This window comes from Vibrio sp. vnigr-6D03 (genome assembly GCF_002835515.1).
Taxonomy (GTDB): domain Bacteria; phylum Pseudomonadota; class Gammaproteobacteria; order Enterobacterales; family Vibrionaceae; genus Vibrio; species Vibrio penaeicida.
In genome coordinates this window covers 44,782-62,201 of record NZ_PIZL01000018.1, presented here as the reverse complement: position 1 = coordinate 62,201, position 17,420 = coordinate 44,782, and the positions used below count along the sequence as shown (strand labels likewise).

The following is a 17,420-nucleotide window of genomic DNA, read 5'->3' as shown; positions in this document are numbered from 1 at the left end:
TCACTAATTGGTGAGAAGGGGTATTTCTAAAGGAATATTTATTTAATGCGTTTTTTAGTTTTTATTGTATTAGGGTTGTTCACCTTTAATGCATTTAGTGCTCAAGTACTGCATGTTTCAGAGACTTGTAAACAAGAATATATTGAAGATCTTCATATGCTCAATACCAAAGATGCTTCCTTATATGCTTACTATCATTATATCGCCAGTGGTGGTTGTCTCGATGTCGATTTAAAAGATGAAGGTCGATTCGACCGAATTAATCAGCACTTTGCCAAGCTGGGTAACTATTCGGCTTATACCGAAGTACACAGCGACTATTCGCAGATAGTAGACAAAGCGAAACAAGGCGATATTGATGCTCGCGCCATTTTAATTACTGCAAATGCTGTACAGAAAACAGCTCACTATAGTCGTTCACCAAAACTTGATGCTCTAAATTTATCCGATCTAGACAAACAACGCTACGTAGCCGAAATACTCGACTTAGCAGACCAAGGAGATGTTCGGGCGCTTAAGTCTGCGCTAGTTTACTATCTATGGCAGCCTACAAAGTTATCTGCTAATTATGAACAGGGTGTAAAAGCACAAGATCGAATCAAGCGCGCCAATCAACTGCTTAATAAATATGGTGAACAATATGCTTGGCTGATTATGCTCCATAATCAGTGGCTATTAGATGCAAAAGACATAAGATGGTGTGCCTTAAAAGACATTCAAAAGAATTATTTATCTGAATTTCACAAATCTTTGGATGACTTTAGTCGTGGTTATCTATGTATGAATACGTTTAACGGGCAAGAGTTTGAACGTATTGGGAGTATGTCAAAACTGGAGAGGTTGGAGCACCTTAGAGCTACTTTAACGGAATATTCTGCGAATATGCCAAATGATAAAAATAAGTTAAAAGTTTGGTTAAATGATTGGGATAAGCAGCTCAATTTATTAGGTTATCATGTGTTGTATGAAACTCCTCTAAGCAAAGAAGTATTAAGCTATCTACTCTATTCCTTACCTTATGGTCCTAATCGTAAACTCCAAGGTTTTTATTGGCTAACGGACGAAAGCCCTAGCCGATTAATGAGACTGATCAGCAGTACAATGGGCAACAACATTTATGACCCTACAAAGAACTTTGACGAGCAAGGTATCGCGTCTATAGCCTCAAGTACCAAGCTTTTTGCCTATTCGCTTCTATATGCCGAAAAATTTAATGAATACTATGACGTAGCATTGAAGAAAGTACTGCCAATGGGTGATCTAACAACGTTATATACATTCTATTTATTGTTTACACTCGATTCATATAAACATGAAACACGTGCATGGAGCGCAATTGAAGCGCTTGAAGTCCATGAACCCGAAATTGCTTCCTCTTTGAAGAAAAACTATTTAAATAAGGGTTTTAAACAACCAGACAAACAAGCAGTAAAAAAAGTTCTTGAGTCATGGGAACCTTATCTACCCAGTTACGGAGAAGGCATTTTCGTAAGAACTAATTTAGCTGAGGATGTTATTCCCTACACCACAGCTGAATTAACTCAGATGATTGAAAAGCTTAAGAAAGATATTAATTGATTTATATTTAGTATGTACGCTGGTTAGGAAGGGGTTTAGGCTATCTGGCTAGCGTTAATTTTACTATAGGAATGTACAGCATTGGGCAAGTTATACGCTAGCACATGGTCTTGTATTCATGTGCTGTTTCAACTATCAGGAAATGAAGTCGAATCTGATTTTTTTAAGGAAGAAAAAGAATCAGTTCATCAATTGGTAAAGCGTTTTTCTAAAGTACATAAGGTGAAGGTTAAAGTTTCTCGTTGTAGAGAAAATAAATTATCTAGCGACTTACTTCCCCTAGCTTTCCTTAATAAGGATGGCACATTCTCTGTTCTTGCTAACTTAAATGAAGAACAAGCTCTTATTCAAGAGTTTGATTCAGAAAACCCACAAGTCATTTCTAGGGAAGAGCTTTCATCTCGTTGGAATGGAAAAGTGATTAAAGTGGTCAGTGGATCGCTTAACTTTGATGTCTCTTGGTTTATTCCAGAATTTGTAAAGCATAAAAAACTCCTGGGTGAAATTGTTGTTTTCTCGTTATTTCTCCAACTATTAGCATTAATATTGCCCCTATTTTTTCAGGTCATTATGGATAAGGTACTAATTCATAGCGCTTTATCAACATTGGATGTGCTTGTGTTTACCTTGCTTATAGTTGGGGTGTTTGAAGTTATACTAAAGGGGTTGCGTGAATATATATTAGCTCATACTTGTACAAGAATTGATATTCATTTAGGCACGAAGCTATATGAGCATCTAATGAAGCTCCCGTTACTCTATTTCAAAACTAGGCAAACGGGAGCGATAGTAACACGTGTTCGAGAATTAGACACAATACGTAATCTATTAACGAGTGCAGCGTTAACCCTTTTTATAGACATTACTTTTACCTTTGTTTTTATCGCGGTAATGTTCTACCTTTCACCTACGTTAACGTATCTTGTATTAGCCACATTCCCATTTTATTTTATTATTGCTTGGTTGTCGTCAAAGCCGATTAAAAGCAAGATTGAGCGTCAGTTTTCTTACAGCGCCCAAAACACTGCTTTTTTAACAGAGACAGTTAAAGGCGTTAATACACTGAAAAGTCTTGTACTAGAGCCAAATTTTAAGAATAAATGGGATTACCAATCACGAGATATCGCGCAATCATCACACTCCCTTCAAAAGCTACAAACTCTAACCAGTCAATGCGTCTTACTTTTACAAAAGCTTTCGACTGTCATTGTAATATGGGTCGGGTCCAGCTTGGTCATGGCGTTAGAAATGACTATAGGACAAATGATTGCTTTCAATATGATGGTGGGGCACGTAACTCAGCCCGTTGCAAAGTTGGTTGAGCTGTGGCAACAATTTATACAAACACGCGTTGCAGTACATAACTTGGGTGACGTACTAAGCCTCCCAGCAGAAAGCAGTCAAAATGAAAATGAACGTACCAAAAAGATAAGAGGAAAAATCGTCTTTGAAGATGTGTGGTTTAGATATCAGCCCCAATTATCACCAGTATTGAAAGGGATTAATTTTTCAGTTTCGGCTGGTGAATCGGTAGGAATTGTCGGGTCGTCAGGGTCAGGGAAAAGTACAATTACGAAACTTATTCAAAAACTGTATATTCCAGAGTCTGGAAATATTTTATTTGATGGTGTGTCTTCAAGCGAGATTTCTACAGATTTCTTAAGAAAAAATATAGGGGTTGTTTTACAAGAAAACTATATGTTTAGTAAAACAGTCCGAGAAAATATTGCCATTCGATGCCCTTTCGTTTCACTTGAATATATTGTTAAAGCAGCCAAGTTGGCAGGTGCACACGATTTTATTACAGGGCTATCAAATGGTTATGATACTGTACTTTCTGAAGGAGGGGGCTCTTTGTCGGGGGGGCAGAGACAAAGAATTGCTATTGCTCGAGCACTTATTTCTCAACCATCAATTTTAATTTTTGATGAGGCGACAAGTGCACTTGATGATGAATCTCAGAGAGTGATTCAAGAAAATATGAAGGTTATTACTCAGGGAAGAACTACCATTACGGTTGCACATCGTTTATCAACAATAAAACACTGTAACAAAATTCTAGTGCTAGAAAAGGGAGAGATCGCTGAAATGGGTAACCATGATGAGCTAATTGATCTAAACGGATGCTATTCACGCCTGTGGAATCTTCAAAAAGATTTCCAGCTAGAAGAGTCTATATGAGTTTATTTAAAAAAATTAGGCGAAGTAATAAATTAAAAGACTATGAATTTTTACCAGCATATCTTGAAATAACTGAAAAGCCGCCTTCTCCCTGGGCAAGAGGAACAGCTATTGCTATTTCTTCGTTCCTTCTGGGTATTTTGATGTGGTCAGTATTTGGTAAGTTGGAAATACACGCGAGCTCTGAAGGAAAATTGATCGTATCTAGCAAAAGTAAAATTGTACAGGCGGTAGAACATGGTGAAATAAAATCTATTCACGTGAGAGATGGTCAATTTGTCGAGAAAGGTGATGTGCTTATTGAGCTTAACCCCATAGGCGCAACAGCAGAAAGGGCTAGGTTAACAGAACAACTTTCCCATTACATGTTAGAAAAATCAAGGTTAGAGGCACTTTTAAAACCCGATCCTGTATCTTCTTTCATTCCTCCTAGAAATGCAACGACAAACCAGAAACAATCTGCTCTGTCTTATTTAATAAGCGAACATAATGAATACGTGAATGATCTGGAAGCGATTAAAGCAGAAAAGCAAGTTTTATTCGCGCAGATAGAAGCAAACAAGGAAGATCTCACCTCACTTAAACGTCTTCAACAGAACATCATTTCTCGTTTGAATGCGAACAAGAAACTCAAGTCATATAAAGCAATAAGTGAAGTGGATTTCCTGACACAAGAGAAGGAACTACTTGAAGTTAATAGAACAATATCCAGCATAAACTCAGAAACCAAAGTACTAAATGCTAGGTTACTGAGCCTCAATGAGCAAAGTGACAGTATTTCAGTAGGAATGCAAAGAGAGTGTCACGAAAAAATAAATAGAGTTGTAAAGACTATTTCTCAGATAAACCAGGACCTGATAAAAGCAGAGGAGAAGTTAAGGCTCCAGACTATTATTTCTCCAGTCAACGGAGTTATTCAGCAACTTAGTGTTAATACCCTTGGTGGCGTTGTCACCCCTGCTCAATCCTTGATGGTGATAGTGCCCAGAAAGGCGAATTTAGAGGGTGAAATTAAGGTATTGAACAAAGATATAGGTTTTATTAACTCCGGTCAAAGTGTGGAAGTCAAGTTAGATAGTTTTCCATTTACCAAATATGGAACAATCAAAGGGGAAGTAATGTATGTATCTAGGGACTCTATCGAGGATCCAAATATTGGGAACGTCTTCTTGGCTCGGGTTAAATTATATCAGGATAGTATTAAGGTAGAAAATAAATATGTCTCACTTACTGCTGGGATGAGCATAAAGGCAGAAATCAGAACGGGAGAAAGAAAAATCATAGAGTACATTCTTAGCCCACTACAAAGATATCAAGACGAAGCTCTGAGGGAGCGATAATAATGGATAGTTTGATATCGCTAGTTTATGCCGCTAAAATTCTAGAAAAAAAAGCTAATGTCGACTTTGTTAAACATAAACTAGGAGAGCAAATTAGCCATTTGGATGATCTAGCGCTATGTCGTTGTGCCAAGTGGTTAGGTTTAAAGTCTAAACTTCAAGATGTTAGGTTAGAGCAACTGGTAGACTTACCAAAACCCGCGTTGTTGGAGATAAAAGGCATCTATTATACTCTTGTAGATAGTGATAATAAATTTGTTCAGTTGTATATGCCTCGTACTAAGGAAGTAATTTCTGTTTCTCTAACTGAAATTGCACATTCTTGGAGTGGTAAAGTAATTTTATTGCAGGACACAGGCTCTAGCTCTGAACAACCAGAACATGGTTTTCGTTGGTTCATGCCATCGTTAGTAAAACATTTATCTCAAGCTCGAACTATTATACTAATATCAGTAATTGTTCAGGTTATTGCTATAGTTACCCCATTCGTATTCGCAAAAATAATAGATAGCGTTTTAGTCAATAGAAGTTTGTCTAGCTTACATGTTTTAGGCATAGCACTGTTATTTTTAGCACTTTTCGAACCAATATTTGGATATATTAAAAATGTATTGTATTCTCATTTGTCTAATAAATTTAGTTCGGAGATAAGCTCAAGATTTTATGGGCACCTTATTTCTTTACCTATTTCTTTTTTTGATACTCGCCCTTCTGGAGAAGTGACTGCTCGAATCCGAGAGTTAGACCAAGTTCGACAATTTGTATCTGGTTCGGCTCTAACACTGATTTTGGATATAACTTTTGTTTCAGTATTTTTACTTTTCCTTTTTTTGCTAACTCCAGTTTTAACAGCTTTATTACTCCTAACTTTGGTCTTTTATTTTATTTTTTGGCTGATAGTAGGAGGAAATTTAAGAAGTAAAGTGAGTGATGAATATAAAGAAAGCGCTAACAATACAGCTTTTCTAACAGAGTCTATTAGTGGAATCGAAACTATAAAGACGTCAGCTATCGAAGATGCCTTTTTTAAAAGTTGGAAGAAAAATCTCGCAAGTCAGCTCAAGGCGAGTATGAAAGCACGTATAGTATCAGTAATTTCTGAGCAAGGAGTTACCCTTATTCAGAAAGTTAGTTCGGCGCTAATTTTGTGGTGGGGTGTTAATTTGGTACTTTCTGGGCAAATTACGACGGGCGAATTGGTCGCGTTTAATATGCTCTCATCACAAGTTACCCAACCAGTATTGAGGCTTGCACAAATATGGCAGGAATTTCAACATTCTTTGATCGCAGTAAACCGAGTCGGTGAAATTCTAAATGAACCAGAAGAAAAGTATTCAGAGGGCTTAGCTAGCTCTGATGCATTACAAGGTAGTGTCGAGTTTAGAGATGTTAAATTTCATTATCCTGGAGAGTCTCAGGAGGTGTTAAAAGGCATTAATTTACATATCAGTTCTGGTGCTTTTATTGGCATCACTGGTGGATCGGGATCAGGGAAAAGCACACTAACCAAATTGCTTCAAGGCTTGTATTCACCTGTTTCTGGTCAAGTTTTTATAGATGATGCTGATATTCAGCTTACAGATTCCGTAGGGATTCGTAGGTATATGAGTGTAGTTCTTCAGGATAGCTGCTTGTTTTCCGGATCCATTCTGGACAATATTAAGATATGCTCGCCTGAAGCGACTGATGAAGAGGTCCTCAATGCATCAAAACTATCGGGAGCACACGATTTTATAATCGATTTATCAGAAGGCTATGACACCAATGTCGGAGAGAGTGGTGGATTATTATCAGGTGGGCAAAGGCAAAGAGTTGCTCTCGCTCGCGCATTAATTACAGACCCTAAGGTATTAATACTAGACGAGGCGACTAGCGCGTTAGATTATGATTCGGAAGCGGCAATAATTTCAAAACTACCTGAAATTACAAAAGGACGGACGGTTATCAGTATTGCGCATCGACTTAATACGATATGCCATTGTGACACCATTATAGTTATGGATAAGGGAAGCATCATTGAAACTGGAAGTCATGAGAACTTGCTAAAACAGAATGGTAAGTATGCGCAGTTACATGATCTGCAACACGCTTAGTCTTTTAGTACTTAGTCAGTCGGCATTAACGCAACCCGTCGCCTTAAAACATCGCGCTATCATCTACTATCAATTCAACGTTGGGATGCAATTTCAATAGGCTAGCAGGCAGTGACGTGGAAATGTCACTCTCCAGCAATCGAGCGAGAATTTGTTGCTTGTGTTCCCCCGTTGCTACTAAGACGACTTTTTCACACTCCATAATGTCGCCAATTCCAATGGTGATACCGAGCGATACCTCGTACTGATTTTTGACCATAGGGTGGTTTTTCGACATAGCATGCAGTGGTACAACGCTTGAGCGATGCGGCAAAGAAGGGGAAGGCTCTAAGAATCCAATATGTCCGTTAAGCCCTATCCCCAAAACGCAAAGGTGTGCAGGTTGGCATGCGGCTAGCCGACTTTTAACGCGCAGCGCTTCACTTAAAATATCACTCGCGGAGCCATTAAAAGAAATATAGTGGTGTGGTTCTATCCCCCACGGTTTTATCACTTCATGGGTCAGTTGATACTCGCAACTGCTGCCGCTGGTTTCGGGTAGCCCAACCCATTCGTCCAGCTTGATGATGGTGACGCGTGAGGTATCGACTCCTAGTAGCTGTTCTCCAGTAATTTCATAGGCTAAAGACGGTGTGCCACCAGAAGCGAGTATGATCCTTGAATCTGGTGTGACTTGAATTTGGCTAGTGAGCATACGGGCAAGGTAAGCCGACACTTCTTGGTGGTTTTTCAATTGAGTGACGTTCATAAATTATCCTTTAATCGCACCAGCTGTCAGCCCAGATACAATTTTTCGTTGGAACACTAAAACCAATACAACGAGTGGAACAGTCACAATGACGGAAGCGGCCATAATGGCACCAAATGGTAATTCGTAACGGCTAGCGCCAGAAATGAGTGCGATGGCTACAGGAACCGTGCGCATTTCATCATTGAGGACAAAAGTTAGGGCGAACAAGAATTCGTTCCATGCCGCAATGAATGCCAGCAAACCTGTGCTAACCAAAGCCGGCCCCAGTATTGGGAAGAACACGTGGGTAATTATTCGAAAGGTAGAGCAGCCATCCATTCTTGCGGCGTCTTCTAATTCTTGGGGCAGCTCCTTCATAAAAGTGGTGATGACCCAAACGGTAAAGGGCAGGGTGAAGATCATATAGGCAAGGATCAACGCCCAGAGTGTGTTGTACAGTTCAAGCAGGTTTATCATGCCCAGCAGCCCAGACAGAATCACGACTTGAGGAAACATAGACACACTCAATATCGCCATCAAAATCGTGGTTCTCCCTTTAAACTTAACTCGTCCCAGAGCGTAAGACGCTGTGACAGAAAGAAATAGCGACACAGCGACAACGGCGGTCGCGACAATAACCGAGTTAAGAATATTGCGTAAAAACGTACCATTGCTGAGGACGCTGATGTAGTTGTCCCACTGGATGCTTGGGAAAAACTCGACTTTGAATAAATCAGCCCCTTGCTTAAACGAGGATACGATAGACCAATAGAATGGAAATAGGGTATACACCGCAATAATGGCGACCAAAATGTAGAACAGCCCTCTGCTGAGGCGATTTCTGGTGTAGTTCTTCATCTTGACTCCTTAGACATTAAGCTATTGCGGGATAAGTACAAATACCCGATCGTCACTAAGGCAACAATGAAGAACAACAGAGTTGAAGCCGCTGCCCCGTACCCCATATCTTGAAAATCAACCAACTGCTTACGCGCAAATATCGACATAGTGATCGTTGACTCACTGCTTCCTGTTAACACGTACGCCAAATCGAACATACGCAGCGCATCCAACAATCGGAATACTACCGCCACCAAAATGGCTGGCTTGATCAGGGGTAAGGTAATGTGCCAAAAGACGCGCCAAGCAGGGACATTATCCACTTTCGCCACCTCGTAGATGTCTTTTGGGAGCATTTGCAAACCAGCTAAGATCAACAGCGTCATAAAGGGGGTGGTTTTCCAAACATCGACGAAGATAATCGCAGCCATCGACCATTGTGGATCTGCTGTCCATGCGATCTTTTCACTCAGTATGCCAATCGACATGCCAATTTGATTGATCACACCATATTGATCGTGAAACATCCATTCCCACATTCTGGCAGAGACGATGGTAGGGATAGCCCAAGGTACCAATACGACCGCACGCATAATGCCTTTGGTAGGCAAGTTCGCATTCAAAATTAGAGCGATACCAAGCCCAATGACGGTTTCTAGTGCCACAGACACCACCGCAAAATAAAGCGTGTTCCAAACCGAATTCCACCAAGATGAATCAGTGAGCAAGTAAGTGTAATTTTCTAACCCTATCCAACTCGCAAGTTCGGGCTCCATTAACGAAGCATCCGTAAACGAGAAGTAAAAATTCTTGAGTAATGGATAAAGGGCGACCACTGCTAGCACTAGCGCCATAGGGAGAATATACAGCCACGCTTCGTAGACTTTTTGTTGGTTGAGCCGGAACCCGACTGATGGTTTACTTTCTTTATTCATACGGGCTCAACCTATTCATCCGTATTTCGCGGCTGAGTGGATTCGCTATCGCCTTTTGGGCGAACGCTATTTTGGCAATCGATATTTTGGCAATCGATATTTTGGCAATCGATATTGATGCCACGGGTATCGAAGCAATGCACATGATCCCAGTTAAAAACCAGAAACACCTCTTGGTTAGCTTCAAGATGCTGCTGCCCATCCAGTGTCACGACAAGTTTGATGCGTGTCCCTACGTTGCAATACACGTAACTTTCATCACCCAATATTTCGGTGTGAGTAATTTTGGCTTTTAGATCGGCTCTCTTTGGGTTGCTTGTTAGAGAGAGGTCTTTCGGGCGAATGCCAAGCGTTATTTTTCTATCCATTATTTTGGAATCCACCATATCAAGGTGGTAACCATGGAAATGAAAGCCGTCAGCCTTCATCTCTCCTTCAATAAAGTTCATTTTTGGTGAACCTATAAACCCCGCCACAAATCGATTTATAGGGTGGTTGTATAACTCAAGCGGCGATCCAAATTGTTCAATGACACCGTTATTGAGCACAACGATCTTGTCGGCTAACGTCATGGCTTCGACTTGATCGTGTGTGACGTAAATGGTGGTGGCGTTGAGTTTTTTATGAAGTGTGGCGATTTCGACCCGCATGTCTACGCGAAGTTCGGCGTCTAGGTTACTTAGGGGTTCATCAAACAAGAAGATTTTAGGCTCACGAACTATCGCTCTGCCAATGGCGACACGCTGTCTTTGTCCGCCTGATAGTTGAGCGGGTTTTCTATCGAGTAGCGACCCCAGTTTGAGGATATCGGCGGCTTTTGTGACACGTTCTGAAATGTCTTGTTTGGGAAGCCGAGCTGTTTTTAAGGCAAACGCCATGTTGTCCCAAACGTTCATGTGTGGGTACAACGCATAGGACTGAAACACCATGGCTAACCCACGCTGCCCGGGCGCAACGTCATTGACGTTTGTACCGTCTATTCGTACATCACCAGATGTTTGAAGATCAAGCCCCGCGATAAGGCGCAGAAGGGTCGATTTTCCACAACCCGATTGACCAACGAACACAATGAATTCGCCCTGATGAATCGATAGGTTGATGTCTCGCAAAACGGGGGTCTTGCTGTATGTTTTGTTTACCTGATGTAAAGACAAAACTTCCATGGGTTGTCTTCCTTTTTTCCCAGAGTCTACATATCCAGATATTATTGAGATCGTGTTTGTTTAAGCTTTCCTTGTTCGCAGCTTAAAAGCACACCTATTTCTGCGAACTTAAATACCTAACCTTTCGCTATTTTAGATGCGGCAAGCGCCGCGCCAATCGTCCCTGCTTTGTTTGCAAAATACGCTTTATGGACAGGAATAGTTTTGCATTCTTCCGCCCATATTCGGTCACGCAGAGTAGCTTCAATACAGTGATGGTATAAGCCATGAGCACAGCCTAAGCCACCACCAAAAATGATGGCTTCTGGGTCTAACATATTGACCATTTGTGCCAGTAAACTACCCAAAACCTCTCCAGCGAGTTTAATGTATTGGCGCTCTTTCGATGCGCCCATTTCAGCTTGCAATAACAGTTCCGGTAAATCGTGATAGCGCTGCGCGGGGTGGCTCATGTTCCAGCAATCTAGTAACCCCGCGCCAGATACCAGCGCTTCAGGCAGATAATTCAGCGGCTTCATATCCGCTGTACACCCAGTGAGGGCACTACTCGCAAAATGAATGGCGTAGCCGTTTTTCCCTCGCCAAGGCACCCCATTATTAAATAAGGTGTAAGCCAGCCCTGTCCCCAGAGACACATAGACGAACGATTGGTATGGTTTACCCGCTCCCAATTTCGCTTCAGCTAGGCCAGCTACTCGCACGTCACTCTCAAACAACACATTGTTAAGAGGAAAATCAGAGTGGCTTAGTGAACGGAGATCGAAATTCCAATCACTGACGATTTCTCCTGAATTGTTCACCAATTCTGGAAAGGCAATGCCGCACCCTTTTACCGGAATATCTTTGATGTTCGCAAACTCAAGGTGGTAAGACAGCAGTTTGTGAATATCAGTAATGATGTCTTTTTTTGGGCGTTGTTTTTGTGTGGCAATCTGAGTTTCGCACAGGATGTCACCTGTGTTGATATCGACCAATGCCGACGCCATTTTTGTGCCACCAATGTCGATACCCACAAAGGCATTGGCGGGTTGGACGTTGGATGTATTCAGAGCGTTGGGGGTCATGACACCCCCATTCCAAGTTGTTTGATGTAAGCGAGGTTACTTTTGGCATGCGTGAGTGCCATATTGTGAATATCTGGGTAGATGTCTTGTTCGATCACCGCGTAACCACGAAAGTTTTGCCTGTCCAGTTCTGCTTTAACTGCATCGAAGTTAACGTTGCCTTCCCCCAGCGGCACCATAACCCCAAGTTCAAAAGCGTCGTCATCACTGAGATTTTTCTGCTTCACTTTCTCTCGAATAGCCGAATTCATGTCTTTCAAGTGGTAGTAGCGAATTCGCGAACCGAATTCCTTAATGAAATCTTCTGGTACTCCACCCGTGTAAAGATGATGCCCTGTGTCGAAACAGAGATTCACGTAATCGGGGTGGGTATCGTTCAGCAGCCGGATAATTTGATGTTCGTTTTCAATACAGGTTGAAACATGCGGGTGAAACACATAATCCAATCCATACTCTTCCTTAACAATTTTTGCTGATTCAGAAATCACCTTAATGATGTGCTTCCAATCCGTAAGGTTGAGGTTGCGATCACTTGGGTGTTTATAAAGGCTATCGCCATCCATAAACACAAAATAGCGGGCGTTTAATGCTTCTAAGGTTGAGCATATATTATTGATGTCCAATCGAATGTTGTTTAAAGCGTTAGGGACAATCAGATCCGACATATGTGCAGCGCCGCAAACGTTCAAGTTGTGGGCTTCCAGTTCGTACTTGAGCTCCCGAATATTCGTCGGAAGGTAACCGTAGGGGCCAAGCTCAATGGTGCGGTATCCACAAAAATTGGCTTCATCCAAGAATTTTTGCCAACTCGGTTGTTGGTGATCTTTTGGGTACCAAACTCCCCAAGAGCAAGGGCAGGTGGCGAGCGTTATCAGGCTAGTCATTTGTGTTCTCCCACCATATTAGTTGTTGTATCGCTAGGGATGTCGTCGATTCCAAGATTGATTGCGATGGAGTCGATGGCTTGCATGACTAAATTGAGATCTTTCTGAGACGCTTTAAGACCTGTTAAAACCGGCGCGTTTTGGGTAAGGGTTTGGTGCCAATACAGAAGCTCAAGGTTAAATTGATCTTGGTAAAATGGACCATGGGTTTCACTTGGGTGGTGCCCCTCTCCACTTTGAAACTCAAGAGTGGTGGGCAAGTTTCGAATGTAAGGCGTTGGGTAATTGATTTTGAGCCTCTTGGTATCTGAGGTCAGTTCGATACTGGCATCCACGCGAGGAATGTTATCGATTAAAATTTCATAAGTGGCAAAAAAGGATCCGTAATCCATCGTTATGGAAATGTGTTCGCCGTTGGAATTAGCAAACGCACTCACCACTCTTTTAGGCGAGTCAATTAGATGCCGCAGCGCGGCCAAATTGTGAATGGCTGCGCCCGTTAGCACGCGATAAGTTTTCCACAATAAGTTGGAGTGCGCTCGACTGCCGAGTAACTCCTCTCTTTGCTTTTGTTCGGCTTCTTTAGCGTGTTCGATTTGTCGTTTATCGTGATCGTCTGGGTAGTACAAATCAGAGACTTGCGGAAGGAAGTGGTCACCTTCACGTTGTAAATCCCTAACGCGCACGCTTTTTATATCTCCCAGATCATCCAGTTTATCTTGAGCCAATGAAAAGGCTTTAGCATAGACACGCATGTAACCAACGGTGACAGAAACCTGATGCCGTTTTTCCAGTTTGATGAGCTCTTCAACATGGCGTGGTAACAAACAGCTGGGTTTTTCCAATAGGACGGGTTTGTTGTGGGCGATGGCGAGTTTGGTATGTTCGAAGTGAAGTGGATCAGGCGACATGATTATGACCGCATCAACAGCGTCATCTTTTACGATTTCCTCAACGGTGTGATAGCCGCTTTTCACGTGGTAGTGTTGGCAAACTTCGTTGACCAAGGTTGGGCTGATATCGAATACTGCGGTGACGCAAAATTTGTCGGGATGGTGAAACAAAGTAGGCAAATGAAGGCTTTGCGCAGCTTCTCCTAGCCCAATCAGCCCAAGTCTAATCGGTGAGTTCAACATAACAGCTTGTCGTCCTTATCTATGTTCGATACGAAATCATCTGAATCCAGTAAAAGTATGGCAGGCAGCAACCCAATTCGCTTTACTGCCTGCCAAAGCACGGCATGGTTTACCATTTACCGCGTTTTTTCAGCCTTTTCAGCTCCGACTCCATTTGTTCAAGCGCTTTATCGGCACTGACCTCTCCGGACAGCGCTTTATGAACTTGTTTCCAAATGGTGTTACTCACTCGGCTGTACTGATCGCCAGTTACCTGTGAAGGGCGGGCAACCACATTGGCGAACGATGTCTGCATGTCGGATAAAAACGGATTTGCGTTTAAAACATTAGAATCGTTGTACAGGGCAGGTAGAGTGGGGCTGTAACTGGCTTCAATGGCGCGGCGTTTTTGCTCGCTCATACCCGTCAGGTAGTTCACTAAGCTCACTGCGGTTTCAGGAGAGCGAGAATACTTGGATACTCCAAGCAGTGCGGTGCCGTAACAGCCAGCGTGGATGCCATCAGGGGCGCCTTTCGGCAGTGCAACCACACCCACTTTGTCTTTGATGACGGAATCTTCCGAATTGGCAAGGCTCCATACATACGACCAGTTACGGTGAAAAAGGGCGTTCCCATTTTGGAAAACACCACGAGACGACTCTTCGTCGTAGTTTAGCGTGCCCAGTGGGCTGATTGTATTTATCCAATTTGACGCTGTTTGTAGAATTTCGCGATTGGCAGAAGTATTGACGGTAATGTCGCCATTTTCATCAATAATTGTGCCGCCATCGGTCGAGCCAAACCACTCAATCGCATTGCACGTTAAGCCCTCATATGACCGACCTTGCCAGGCGTATCCCCAAAAATCTGGATTTCCTGATTTTCGCTCTTTCGCTTGAACGTCTTGCGCAATTTTTGTGAGTTCTTGATAGGTTTGGGGTGGGTTATAGCCGTATTTTTCTAGCAAGTCTTTCCGGTAGAACAACATGCCAGTGTCCATGTACCAAGGAAGAGAAAGGACTCTACCGTTAACTGTTGTTCCTTCTACCGCAGCTTTGAAATGTTGAGAAATACTCTCTGGTTTGGCGTACTCATTCATATCGAGAAGATGAGACTTCAACGCCCCAGGCCAAATGGTATCCAAGATAAGTACATCTATATCTTTAGATTTAGCCGTCAGCAGTTGTTGATAAAGAGGCAATACGTCATCCCAACTTGCTGGCAAGGTAACAACAGTCACCTCGTTGCCGGTTTCTTTTGCCCATGCGTTCGTTCCATCTTTGCAGAGCTGTAACTCCACGCCAGATGAGCTGCAAAACACTGTGACTTCTTCAGCTTGAGCATTAAGCGTATAACTACCCGCCAATATACTCAGCGCTAAAAGTGGTAAGAACTTATTCATATCACCTCCATGTGTTAGGGTCTTTCGACCCGAGTCAACCTGAATTTGCGGATACGTCGGAATCGCACATTTTCGAGTTGAGTAAATAAATCCATTGAATGGAATTAAATGATAGAAAGGTCATTGTTGTATATTTTTTGATCAGTTAATTGTGATCTAAATTTGAATTTATTTCGTAGGTTTTGTGAATTCAATGAGTTAGGGTAAAAGGATGATTGGCGCTACTTGGGGATATTTTCATCATTAAACCGAACGGCTTTCCAATTGTGGGATTTTGTTAACTTGTTTCTCCTCCGATCAGAGGTAACCTAAGGAATCGCTGATTTTAGGCACAGATAAACTTTCGAAAGTAAGAGTACAACAAGGAAGTCAAGGTGAAAGGTAAGAACCACGAACATACCAAGCGTTCAAATCTGAGTGTGGTATTCGAAATTATTCGACAGCACCCTCGGGTTAGCCGTGTGAGCGTGGCGCAGCAGTCTGGGCTGAGGAACCAAACTATCACCAACTTGGTTCGAGAGCTTATTCAAACAGGCTATGTCCTAGAAGTAGGAAAGGTGCAAGGTAAGCGAGGGCAGCCCCAAACGTTGCTAGAAGTGAACCCTGCTTCGTGTTTGTCTATTGGATTACAGATTGAACAGGGGTTTGTGAATGCAAGTTTGGTGGACCTCAATCTAAATTTGCTGGCAGATTACCAAGCTGAGCTAACAAGCCTAGAGCCTGATTACGTGATAAGCCAACTTGATAGGGTGGTAAACAGGTTGCTCGATATAGTGCCGAATTCTCGCCAGTTGCTCATAGGAGTGGGGGTGGCCGTAGCGACCCTGCTTAAAGATGACACGGAACACCACCCAGTTGCCAATGCTTGGCAAGCGTGGGGCAAGCTGGATTTAACGCACAAATTGAGTGAAAAGCTGGCTTATCCGGTTTATTTGGAAAACGATGCAACCTCTGCCGCTATCAGCCACAGTTTTAGTTGCCGTGGAGACAGGCTGGACAACTTTATCTACCTCTATATTGGTAATGGTTTGGGTGCAGGTATTATTACCAACAACCAGCCTTATAAAGGGGCATGGAGTAATGCCGGAGAAATTGGTCGAATTCATTGGCACAATTCAGGTTCGACAGATTACATTGAAACTCACTTGTCGCTGCAAGCACTAAAAACCATGCTGAATTATTCTGGTTCAGATCTTCAGCTTCCTGCATTTATTGATGAGCACTGGGAGCATGATGAAGTAGTGCAACGTTGGATTGATGAATCCGGTCAACGCTTAAGATTTGCCATTAACATCCTTGAAAACTTGTTTGAGCCAGAAAGCATAGTGTTGGGAAGTCAGCTATCCGAACGTGTTATGGAAAGGCTGGTGGATGCAACACTGCCGCTTTTTCCTTCTATTTGTGAGCGCCACGAGCGGACTCGTCAGCGAATTACGCTTGCTAAAGACAGCCTTCACACCGTTTCTATAGGTGCAGCATCGCTTCCTTTGTTTGGCTTATGTCATCCTGATATGCACGATTTGTTTGAATGTTCCCATCAACTTCCACCTACGTTTAAAGCAGTGAATTTGGACGTATAGCCAGAACGGATATTAAGACAACATTGAATAGTAATTTAAATTTAACGCCTCTCTCTGAGGACGACTATGCGACTGCCTACCCTATTTTTAAAGAATACATGAAGCCTACCATTGATGAAGCATTGGGCTGGGACGAAGATTATCAATGCAATGGATTCACCAATAGGCTAAAACCAGAATGGTTCTATTGGTTAGAGTCTGAGGGGAGTAGAGCAGGCTTAATTATTCACAAATCCACATCCGAAAGTGTGCATGTTCATTTACTCGTTGTATTCAAACAGTCACAAGGGCGTGGGCTTGCGCAAAAAGCGATGAACAGGATTGAGCAAGAAGCGAAAGACAAAGCGCTGCCCGTTACTCTTAGCTGCTTTAAAAATAATGTGCCAGCGTTAGAGTTGTATCGAAAGCTGGGTTTTGACGTGATTTCTGAAGATGATTTGTTTTTTGATATGAAAAAGTGGGTGGAATGAACCCAAGAAAAGGCAGACCAAGCCTGCCTTTAGCGGCTCTAATCT

14 protein-coding genes are annotated in these 17,420 nt (G+C 42.4%); 6 read left to right on the top strand and 8 right to left on the bottom strand.

Going from position 1 to position 17,420, the window contains the following annotated elements; translation table 11 throughout:
• The first annotated feature begins 45 nt into the window (after positions 1-45).
• From CW749_RS14720 to CW749_RS14705, 4 genes are all read left to right on the top strand, one after another.
• Complete coding sequence (locus CW749_RS14720; RefSeq protein WP_101113023.1) at positions 46-1,578, top strand: hypothetical protein; 1,533 nt, start codon at positions 46-48, stop codon at positions 1,576-1,578.
• An 81-nt stretch (positions 1,579-1,659) separates the two neighbouring features.
• Positions 1,660-3,759: a type I secretion system permease/ATPase gene (locus CW749_RS14715; RefSeq protein ID WP_101113022.1), complete on the top strand. Its 2,100-nt coding sequence runs from the start codon at positions 1,660-1,662 to the stop codon at positions 3,757-3,759.
• Positions 3,756-5,099 (top strand): HlyD family type I secretion periplasmic adaptor subunit, encoded by a 1,344-nt coding sequence (locus tag CW749_RS14710; RefSeq protein WP_180958414.1) that lies wholly within the window; start codon positions 3,756-3,758, stop codon positions 5,097-5,099. The genes CW749_RS14715 and CW749_RS14710 overlap by 4 nt, the downstream gene beginning before the upstream one ends.
• A 2-nt stretch (positions 5,100-5,101) precedes the next feature.
• A complete protein-coding gene (locus CW749_RS14705; protein ID WP_101113020.1) occupies positions 5,102-7,192 on the top strand; it encodes a type I secretion system permease/ATPase in 2,091 nt (696 codons plus the stop codon).
• A gap of 43 nt (positions 7,193-7,235) precedes the next feature.
• Here CW749_RS14705 and CW749_RS14700 read toward each other — a convergent pair whose 3' ends face one another.
• The 8 genes from CW749_RS14700 to CW749_RS14665 form a co-directional block, all read right to left on the bottom strand.
• The gene (locus CW749_RS14700) at positions 7,236-7,940 is read right to left on the bottom strand and encodes a 6-phosphogluconolactonase (protein ID WP_101113019.1); all 705 of its coding nucleotides are present in this window, start codon (positions 7,938-7,940) and stop codon (positions 7,236-7,238) included.
• Positions 7,941-7,943: 3 nt separating this feature from the next.
• Positions 7,944-8,780 (bottom strand): carbohydrate ABC transporter permease, encoded by an 837-nt coding sequence (locus CW749_RS14695; protein ID WP_101113018.1) that lies wholly within the window; start codon positions 8,778-8,780, stop codon positions 7,944-7,946.
• On the bottom strand, positions 8,777-9,697 hold the full coding sequence (locus CW749_RS14690) for a sugar ABC transporter permease (RefSeq protein WP_101113017.1): 921 nt from the start codon (positions 9,695-9,697) through the stop codon (positions 8,777-8,779). The genes CW749_RS14695 and CW749_RS14690 overlap by 4 nt, the downstream gene beginning before the upstream one ends.
• A gap of 11 nt (positions 9,698-9,708) precedes the next feature.
• Complete coding sequence (ugpC, locus tag CW749_RS14685; RefSeq protein ID WP_101113016.1) at positions 9,709-10,860, bottom strand: sn-glycerol-3-phosphate ABC transporter ATP-binding protein UgpC; 1,152 nt, start codon at positions 10,858-10,860, stop codon at positions 9,709-9,711.
• Between the two features lie 116 nt (positions 10,861-10,976).
• Positions 10,977-11,924 (bottom strand): ROK family protein, encoded by a 948-nt coding sequence (locus CW749_RS14680; RefSeq protein WP_101113015.1) that lies wholly within the window; start codon positions 11,922-11,924, stop codon positions 10,977-10,979.
• Positions 11,921-12,808: a sugar phosphate isomerase/epimerase gene (locus tag CW749_RS14675; RefSeq protein WP_101113014.1), complete on the bottom strand. Its 888-nt coding sequence runs from the start codon at positions 12,806-12,808 to the stop codon at positions 11,921-11,923. Before CW749_RS14675 ends, CW749_RS14680 begins: the two co-directional genes overlap by 4 nt.
• Positions 12,805-13,944 (bottom strand): Gfo/Idh/MocA family oxidoreductase, encoded by a 1,140-nt coding sequence (locus CW749_RS14670; RefSeq protein WP_101113013.1) that lies wholly within the window; start codon positions 13,942-13,944, stop codon positions 12,805-12,807. Before CW749_RS14670 ends, CW749_RS14675 begins: the two co-directional genes overlap by 4 nt.
• 109 nt (positions 13,945-14,053) lie before the next feature.
• A complete protein-coding gene (locus CW749_RS14665; RefSeq protein ID WP_101113012.1) occupies positions 14,054-15,325 on the bottom strand; it encodes an ABC transporter substrate-binding protein in 1,272 nt (423 codons plus the stop codon).
• A gap of 374 nt (positions 15,326-15,699) precedes the next feature.
• On the opposite strand from CW749_RS14665, the gene CW749_RS14660 reads away from it, so the two are divergent.
• Together CW749_RS14660 and CW749_RS14655 are read left to right on the top strand one after the other, a co-directional pair.
• On the top strand, positions 15,700-16,905 hold the full coding sequence (locus CW749_RS14660; RefSeq protein ID WP_101113011.1) for an ROK family protein: 1,206 nt from the start codon (positions 15,700-15,702) through the stop codon (positions 16,903-16,905).
• Between the two features lie 23 nt (positions 16,906-16,928).
• Entirely contained in the window at positions 16,929-17,375 is a 447-nt protein-coding gene (locus CW749_RS14655) for a GNAT family N-acetyltransferase (RefSeq protein ID WP_201797011.1), read from the top strand.
• The last annotated feature ends 45 nt before the right edge of the window (positions 17,376-17,420 follow it).

Excerpts from the sequence above, each read along its gene's own strand:
- CW749_RS14695 (WP_101113018.1), bottom strand. The coding sequence starts at position 8,780 with ATGAAGAACTACACCAGAAATCGCCTCAGCAGAGGGCTGTTCTACATT.
- ugpC (WP_101113016.1), bottom strand. The coding sequence starts at position 10,860 with ATGGAAGTTTTGTCTTTACATCAGGTAAACAAAACATACAGCAAGACC.
- CW749_RS14670 (WP_101113013.1), bottom strand. The coding sequence starts at position 13,944 with ATGTTGAACTCACCGATTAGACTTGGGCTGATTGGGCTAGGAGAAGCT.
- CW749_RS14690 (WP_101113017.1), bottom strand. The coding sequence starts at position 9,697 with ATGAATAAAGAAAGTAAACCATCAGTCGGGTTCCGGCTCAACCAACAA.
- CW749_RS14720 (WP_101113023.1), top strand. The coding sequence starts at position 46 with ATGCGTTTTTTAGTTTTTATTGTATTAGGGTTGTTCACCTTTAATGCA.
- CW749_RS14680 (WP_101113015.1), bottom strand. The coding sequence starts at position 11,924 with ATGACCCCCAACGCTCTGAATACATCCAACGTCCAACCCGCCAATGCC.
- CW749_RS14710 (WP_180958414.1), top strand. The coding sequence starts at position 3,756 with ATGAGTTTATTTAAAAAAATTAGGCGAAGTAATAAATTAAAAGACTAT.
- CW749_RS14665 (WP_101113012.1), bottom strand. The coding sequence starts at position 15,325 with ATGAATAAGTTCTTACCACTTTTAGCGCTGAGTATATTGGCGGGTAGT.
- CW749_RS14700 (WP_101113019.1), bottom strand. The coding sequence starts at position 7,940 with ATGAACGTCACTCAATTGAAAAACCACCAAGAAGTGTCGGCTTACCTT.
- CW749_RS14705 (WP_101113020.1), top strand. The coding sequence starts at position 5,102 with ATGGATAGTTTGATATCGCTAGTTTATGCCGCTAAAATTCTAGAAAAA.
- CW749_RS14675 (WP_101113014.1), bottom strand. The coding sequence starts at position 12,808 with ATGACTAGCCTGATAACGCTCGCCACCTGCCCTTGCTCTTGGGGAGTT.